We start from the raw sequence: 6,625 nt of genomic DNA, 5'->3' as shown, positions 1-6,625 counted from the left end.
CACCCGCACATCGGCGCCGATCGATAAGGCCAACGTCTTGGAGAGGTGGAACTGTGCGCCGCCTCCAACCTTCCCAAACGCGTCCCAGCCTTTCCTGATGGTACCCGTGCCCGCCTGGGTGGAGCGCCAGTAAAGTGCCCCCGCACCGATGCTCGCGTACGGAGTCACCGATTTCAAGGGGAAAAGCCGGAACACCATCTCGCCTTCCACCGGCAGGGCTATGGTCTTGTCCCACTGGAGTGCGGCGCGCTCGGCGTAGTCGCGGCTGTTCAGGATGGCATAGGAGGCCGCTGCGCGCAGGCCGAAGTACGGCACGGGAGCATACTCAACCTGGCCGCCGATGGTGGGACACAAGCGGGGATGTTCCAGGTCCCCTTCCAGCTTGCTGAAGCCAGCCTGCAGCCCGAAGCTGACACTACCCCACCCACCCTCTTGCGCAACTGCGGGCAAGCTGGCAATGGTCAGCAGGGCCACGGCGACGGAGAGCTTGGCTGTGGTGCGCATGGCACCCCCTTGCTAAGTGACATGCTTTGCGCGGCTTATTGCCAAAAAAATGTACCAAAGTCTTTACTAAAAGTCAAGGATTTTGTCGCGCCCCCTCGTGGCGCGCGCACCCTAGGCTGTGTCAATTCCCGTGGCTATGGCGCGAGCCAGGGCGGCCTGTTTGTCAGGCGAAGCCAGAAACCGGAGTTGCTGCGGGTTCGTCAGGAACTCGCACTCCACCAGCACTGCCGGCATGTCCGTGAGGCGCAGGACCGCAAAGTTTGCCTCTTTGACGCCTCTATTCAGGTGGTCCGGAAATTGGCGCAACATGCTGGTGAGGATGCTCCGCGCATAGCGGTTGCTGATGGTGCCTCCCGGGAAATGGAAGATTTCCATCCCCTGGGTTGCCGGATCGTAGGATGCATTTGCGTGGATGCTGACGAAAAAGTCGGCGCCGAGGCGGTTGGCAAAGTCGGCACGCGCCTCCAGGCTGACGTACCAGTCCCGGCGGCGCGTCATCACCACTTCGTGTCCTTTGGCGCGCAACTCCTGTTCAAGAAGGAGCGCTATGGCCAGATTGACCGCCTTCTCCTCAAGCAGGAAAGGCGTGGTTCCCACCGCACCGGAATCGCGGCCTCCGTGTCCTGCATCGATACATACTCGCATGGTGTCCTCGCAGCTAAGGTGAGAATCATGCCGCTTGCCCGGACCGCTGCCTGTCGCGCGACCCGGGTGGCATCAATCTCAACTGGCGCCCGCATAACTCAATGCAGGTGAACTTCATTCCCCGTCAAGGAAGTGGCAGACACGATTGCGTCCCCACCGCTTAGCCAAGTAGAGGCCGCGATCGGCCAGATCCAGGAGCTCAATGGATTCGCCTGCGTCGTTGGGCAAAGTGGCCAGGCCGACGGAGATGGTCAGATTGCCGCCGGGCAGCACCTCCTCACCCTTAAAGGGGGTCTGTTCCACCGTCTGTCGGAGCTTTTCTGCCACGGCCCTGGCGCTTGCGCCGTCAATTTCGGGAAGCAGAACCACGAACTCTTCGCCGCCGAAGCGCGCTACCAGGTCTGCCTGGCGGGTATGGCGCCGCAATAGGGCGGCGAGCTCGCGCAGTGCAGCGTCGCCTTGCAGATGACCATTCAGGTCGTTGTAGAGCTTGAAATTGTCGATGTCGAGGAGGAGCACGCTGAGTGGGTGCGAGTAGCGCTGGGCCCGCGCCACCTCCTGGTCCAGGCGCTCTTGCAGGTGGCGACGATTGTAGAGCTTGGTGAGCGGGTCAGTGATGGCCAGCGCCTTGGTCTGCTGGAACAGGGTCACCTTGTGCAGCACGGAGGCAAACGCGGTAGCGGCCGCGCGGAGAATCTCTTGTTCCTCCTGCGAGAAACCAAGGGCAGCAGGGCGGGCGGCGAGCAGCACCCCGAGGCTGGAGGCCCCCGTTGACCGCAGCGGGGCCAGGAAAAGCGCACAGGCTTCCGACGCCAGGCTCGGGGCTAAGAGCCCTGCCTCCTTTCCCTGCAAAAGAATGGGCTTGTCCTGACACAAGAGCTTGGCGAGTGGTGCGGCGCTCCTGGGATTGTCGTCAGTTGCCAGGCAGGCCAGAGGACCGTCGGCCTTGGGGAAATGCACAGAGCCATCTGCTGTGCAGAGACCGACTGCCAGCGCCACCTCAGGGAGGAGCGTGGCCAGACGGGTGCAGAAGGCGTCCACGGTCGGCGCCAACTCCAAATCATCGCTCAGTGAGGTGGCCACCGCGTGGGCCACCTCAAGCCTCCAGAGGCGATGGCGCAGATGGGCCAGCTCTTGTTCGAGCTCGGCCATGCGCGCAGCGAGGAGGTCAATCTGCGAGGCTGAGTGGCCGGTGGACTCGGTCATTGCCGTTCTTCTGGCTGAAATCTGTGCGCTGTACCCGCTGCCACGATCCCGCGACGGTGTATGCCTCTGCTTGGCGGAGCCTACTTCGCCTCATGGACCCGCACCTGTCGCCCGATTGCCGGGAGGGTTAGCCGTCTGGGCTACAGTTGCCTCATTCGCCCGCCGGGGCAGGAACTGATTTTGCCAGCTCAGGGAGAAAACCTTACACCTCGCTGGTAGCAAGTCGCTCCGAGCAAGTGCATCCACGCCGTATGGCTCAAGCTCTTGCCCCTCGCCTTTGGCTCAAGGTCTTCTCCGCGCGGCCAAACCTTTCGTTTCCGTCGCCGCCCCCTTGTTCGATAGTCCAGCCAAAGGTTGGCGCCCCCATTCTCCCCGTGAGAGCCCCGGCTCAATCCGACCCCGCGTCATCTTGCGGCCAGAACTGCTGGCTGCTCACGTCTTCGCGCTTGGCACCGCCTCAGGGTCCTTTTTGGCCCGAGCAGCCTCCAGAACCGCAAGTAATCGATCGTACCGCCTGGCAGGTGAGACGTTTGCGCCGGTGCGCACCTCCAGGTTGTAGAACGGATCGCGCAGCTGGTGAGCGAAGCAGACCCGGATGCGCGCACCGCTTGCCACGGCCAAGGCGGCGCTGAGCAAGTCAAAGTCAGGGTGCAGGTCGATGAACGCATCAGCATGCTGGGCCCGGATCTGCTGGCGGAGGTGGGCTGTGGGAAAGCGCCCGAAGCGCAGCATCTCAGGGCCCACCTCGATGAGCCGACCCTGAATGAACCCAGGCGGAAGCGACTCCCCCTGCCGGACGACAAAGCAGAGATTTTCCGGCGCAAAAAGTTGGGAAAGCCGGCTCACTACGCGGCGAAGAGCCTTGAGCTCCTCAGGCGAGCAGCGAAGGGTGACTATCGCCGTCTTAGCTTGGCGCAACTCATCCCAGAACTGAATGGGCTCCTCGCCTACACCCCTGCGGGCCAGAAAGCGCAAATAGGCAAGTAACACTTTCGTCAACATACGCTTGTTTTCCTCTATGCTCTTGCTTAAATGTACACATAGCTTGCGAACAAGTCAACGTCTATTTTGGCCCTGGGCGCGTGAGCTCAATGCCCGACGTCTATCTGCACCGACAGGGTTCGAGAGAGTGGACCCTCCGTCTCATCGAGGCCGGAGCCCACTGTCTCACGGTCATCGTAGTAGGTGCTCGTGAATTTTGCCCCCAAAAAGACGGCCCGGCCAACCCTTGCCCGCACGAGGAGGTACCAGGACGAACCCCTGCCGGCAAACAGACGGTTGGTGAGCACCCCGGGCAGGTCGCTTTCATAGGCATAGATGCGAGACTCATAATCGTCTGTGTCGAACAGGACGACGCGGAACTGGCACTGCAGTCGCTGGGCAAAGCGAGCGACGAGCTCCTGGGAAAGGAGCAGGCCGTGGGACTTGCGCTCAGGCAAGAAAGGGGAGCCCACCGGTCGCAGGACCACGTGGCTTCTCTCCACTCGTCCCCGCAGCGAGATGCTCTTGACGGGATCGTACTGCAGCTGCGCCCGGGCGGCGAGTCTGCTCCTTTGCGCCACGACAGACACATCCCGGGACGGCGGGGCGATCCAGGTGACCAGGTCGTTGTTGCGTGCGTAGCGCAACCGAAGCAGGGCCACCACGCCGCGGACGAGCCGTTGTTCCACTTGCGCCAGACCGTCCTCCGCACCTGTGGGCATGGGGAAGGAGTACGTGCGCCACGGGCGCTTGGAAGTGTCGTAGTAAAAGGCCACGCGGGTCCCTGGTCGCACCCGCCACTGCGCGCCGAGGTAGAAGCCTTGCTCGTTATTGGCGACGCCCGTTGAGCTGGCAAAGGGCAAGGCGTGGCGATTGTAGAAATCTTTGTCGTAGTGCCGATAGTGTGCAACGACCTTGGCGCGGGGAATCTCCACCAAGATGCCCGCCACCGCAGCAACGCCGCCACTTGCCGACCGCGCCCCCTCAGCGAAGAAGCGGGCGGAGGCGAAAGAGATGCCGAGGTCCATCCCCGCTACGCTGTTGTGTTTTCCCCGAAATACGAAGCGTCTGCGGAGAGAATCCGGCGGGTCGACGGCGCGGTCAAATTCCGAGGCATACCAGGTAATGCCTGCTTTGAACAGTGGATTGTCGCCGTAAGCCAGGCGACCTCCGGCCAGCCGTTCGCGGACCACGCGGCGCTTGGCTTGCTCGGTGGCAGTGCGGTGATAGCCACTCTCGTAAAAGGAGGTGACCATCCCGTCTTCGTCGAGGGTGGCGTCCAGTGGGAGGTCGGAGGCAAGAGCGGTCACCGCAAATGGACCCAGCATAGTCTCCACTGCCACACCGCGCAGACCGCCGTATTCCGTAGCAGAACTGTACGGACGCAGCCCGCGAGCCTTGCGCACCGCGGCCACTGCCGGTTCGCTCCCTTTGCCATGGCCGTAGGGGCTCCATAGCACCAGGCCCTGTCCTGCCTCCATCTGATAATGTCCCAGTACTACCTGGGTCGAGAGACTTGGCAAGGAGGCAGAAACGAAGTAGTTGCCATAGTCGTCGAGACGTTGTTCGCCGGCGTCCTTCTCCACCAGCGCCCCGCCCGTGACGTGATTTCCGACGCCCCATTTGAGGCGAGCATAGCTCTTGAGCGGGGACCCTGGATAGGCGCCTGTCCTAAAGCCCCGGGACCGTTCCAAGCGGCCGGAGGCGCGCAAGCGCGCTTCTCCCCACCAAAGGGCAGGGGCCGGCGGCACCACCAGCAAGTACTCGGCAATGGTTTCCAGGAGAGCGTCGTCGATTTCCGGTACCTCCAACAGCTCCTCGATGTTCTGGATTCTTCCTCGCAAGCGGCGGAAGGCGACGATTTTGGCGGCCAAGAGCGGTGAAATCCACGGGAGCTGCTGCAACTCTGCCACCGTGGCACGATTGATATCGAGAGGACGTGCCCGCAGGTCCGCCAGTATTTCCGCCAATTCGGAACTGTCGGACCCCTCCTCTTCCTGTTCCAGCACCTGCTCCGGCTCCACCTGCGCGTGTACCTGGCTTGTAGGTAGGAGCAGCAAGAACGTTCCCAGCGCGAGGAGCACAGGCACCAGGCAACGGGGCATTCCATCCTTAGAACGCAGGTTCGCACGCAGCCAGGCACAGCGCCGTGCCATAGCACCCCTCACTCGATCCCTACGGTTAACGAGACAGAGTGGGTCAGGCCGAGGTCGTAGTGGTGGGACACTGCATAGTCCATGCGCACGATGCCTGCCCAGAGGCCAACGCCGGCCGCAAAGCGCCCGGGATTCGTTTGCAGGCCGCAGCGGAGGGCGAGCGGAGCCACAGGGCGGTAGGCCGCGCCGATGCGCACCTCTGCAGGATACCGCACATCCTTGTGCACGTCTACGGTCACCACCAAAGGTGGCGCAGGAGTGACGCTTACCCCGGTGGCGAGGACCTGTGGCAGTTGCTCCCGGCAGTCGCCAATGCGCGGACGGTTCAAATTGGAAACCACCACCCCCCAGCGGACGTTGTAGGTGACGTTCATCAGAACGCCCAGGTCTGCCCCCGCCGTGGAGGCCGAGCCGTAGGAGGCAATGCGCAAATGGTAGAGGTGGGCAGTGGCCCCGACGTACAGATGGGGCAAGACCACCATCCCGGCGCCGAGCGAAAAGACTTGTTCCTGATAGGGGGAGCGCCCGAACAAGCGCACGGCGCCGCCAATGCCGCCGTAGCGCAGCGGGTAAAAGAGGCTCACCCCGCTGGCGTCCAACTCCTTGAGGCCGAAGGGGCGGCCATAGAATGCCGATCCGGTAATGCCTGAAGCGGTGGCGATACCGGCCGGGTTGATGAGCAGAGCCTCTGGTCCTTGGGCCAGGCCCACATACGCCCCCGCCATGCCGACGGGACGTGCGCCAACTGTCAGGCGCTCGAAGGCAGGGAACGCGCGTTCAGCGGCCAGCAAGAGCACCAGCAGCATCCCGCAGCGTTCAGCAAATCTTCGCGTGTAGTGCATGGCAACTAACCGCTTGACATTGTCCTGAAAATCTGGTACCTTTTCTCGCCAGCAGCCGACAGCCGGTTGCAGCTCTTCAAACGGCTATTCTGGCAGAGCAGATGAGGAGAACGAGCATGAAGGCGGTGCATAAGCTTGTTGTGCCCTTGGCAGTCCTCCTTGCTACCGGGACCTTGGGGGTGCTGCCGGTCTCTGCTCAAAAGATCGTGCCGCACGTGAAGACCATCCTGCACACCCTCCCTTTGGAAAAGCAGGAGTGGATGCGTGATTTCCACGAACGCGTGGAGAACT

The 6,625-nt window shown here is 62.6% G+C and carries 7 protein-coding genes; 1 reads left to right on the top strand and 6 read right to left on the bottom strand.

Annotated elements, in window-relative coordinates:
• The 6 genes from H5U38_13640 to H5U38_13615 form a co-directional block, all read right to left on the bottom strand.
• Positions 1-504, bottom strand: a 504-nt coding sequence (locus tag H5U38_13640; GenBank protein MBC7188062.1) for an outer membrane beta-barrel protein, incomplete at its 3' end; no start/stop codon positions are given.
• 111 nt (positions 505-615) lie between these two features.
• Positions 616-1,149, bottom strand: coding sequence for an N-acetylmuramoyl-L-alanine amidase (locus H5U38_13635; GenBank protein ID MBC7188061.1), 534 nt, complete (start codon positions 1,147-1,149; stop codon positions 616-618).
• 114 nt (positions 1,150-1,263) lie between these two features.
• On the bottom strand, positions 1,264-2,355 hold the full coding sequence (locus tag H5U38_13630) for a diguanylate cyclase (GenBank protein MBC7188060.1): 1,092 nt from the start codon (positions 2,353-2,355) through the stop codon (positions 1,264-1,266).
• A gap of 432 nt (positions 2,356-2,787) precedes the next feature.
• A complete protein-coding gene (locus H5U38_13625) occupies positions 2,788-3,357 on the bottom strand; it encodes a hypothetical protein (protein ID MBC7188059.1) in 570 nt (189 codons plus the stop codon).
• An 86-nt stretch (positions 3,358-3,443) separates the two neighbouring features.
• Positions 3,444-5,492: a helix-hairpin-helix domain-containing protein gene (locus H5U38_13620; protein MBC7188058.1), complete on the bottom strand. Its 2,049-nt coding sequence runs from the start codon at positions 5,490-5,492 to the stop codon at positions 3,444-3,446.
• Positions 5,493-5,500: 8 nt separating this feature from the next.
• Positions 5,501-6,334: a hypothetical protein gene (locus H5U38_13615; GenBank protein MBC7188057.1), complete on the bottom strand. Its 834-nt coding sequence runs from the start codon at positions 6,332-6,334 to the stop codon at positions 5,501-5,503.
• A gap of 116 nt (positions 6,335-6,450) precedes the next feature.
• On the opposite strand from H5U38_13615, the gene H5U38_13610 reads away from it, so the two are divergent.
• A partial coding sequence (locus H5U38_13610; GenBank protein ID MBC7188056.1) for a hypothetical protein occupies positions 6,451-6,625 on the top strand: 175 nt, incomplete at its 3' end.

The sequence above is a fragment of the Calditrichota bacterium genome (assembly GCA_014359355.1).
Classification (GTDB): Bacteria; Zhuqueibacterota; Zhuqueibacteria; order JANLFK01; family Oleimicrobiaceae; genus Oleimicrobium.
The sequence above is the reverse complement of the archived record's forward strand: the minus strand, read 5'-3'. Positions and strand labels throughout refer to the sequence as shown.

What these genes read in the sequence shown, in the direction of transcription:
- H5U38_13615 (MBC7188057.1), bottom strand. Translation starts at nt 6,334, where the DNA reads ATGCACTACACGCGAAGATTTGCTGAACGCTGCGGGATGCTGCTGGTG.
- H5U38_13625 (MBC7188059.1), bottom strand. Translation starts at nt 3,357, where the DNA reads ATGTTGACGAAAGTGTTACTTGCCTATTTGCGCTTTCTGGCCCGCAGG.
- H5U38_13620 (MBC7188058.1), bottom strand. Translation starts at nt 5,492, where the DNA reads ATGGCACGGCGCTGTGCCTGGCTGCGTGCGAACCTGCGTTCTAAGGAT.
- H5U38_13635 (MBC7188061.1), bottom strand. Translation starts at nt 1,149, where the DNA reads ATGCGAGTATGTATCGATGCAGGACACGGAGGCCGCGATTCCGGTGCG.
- H5U38_13630 (MBC7188060.1), bottom strand. Translation starts at nt 2,355, where the DNA reads ATGACCGAGTCCACCGGCCACTCAGCCTCGCAGATTGACCTCCTCGCT.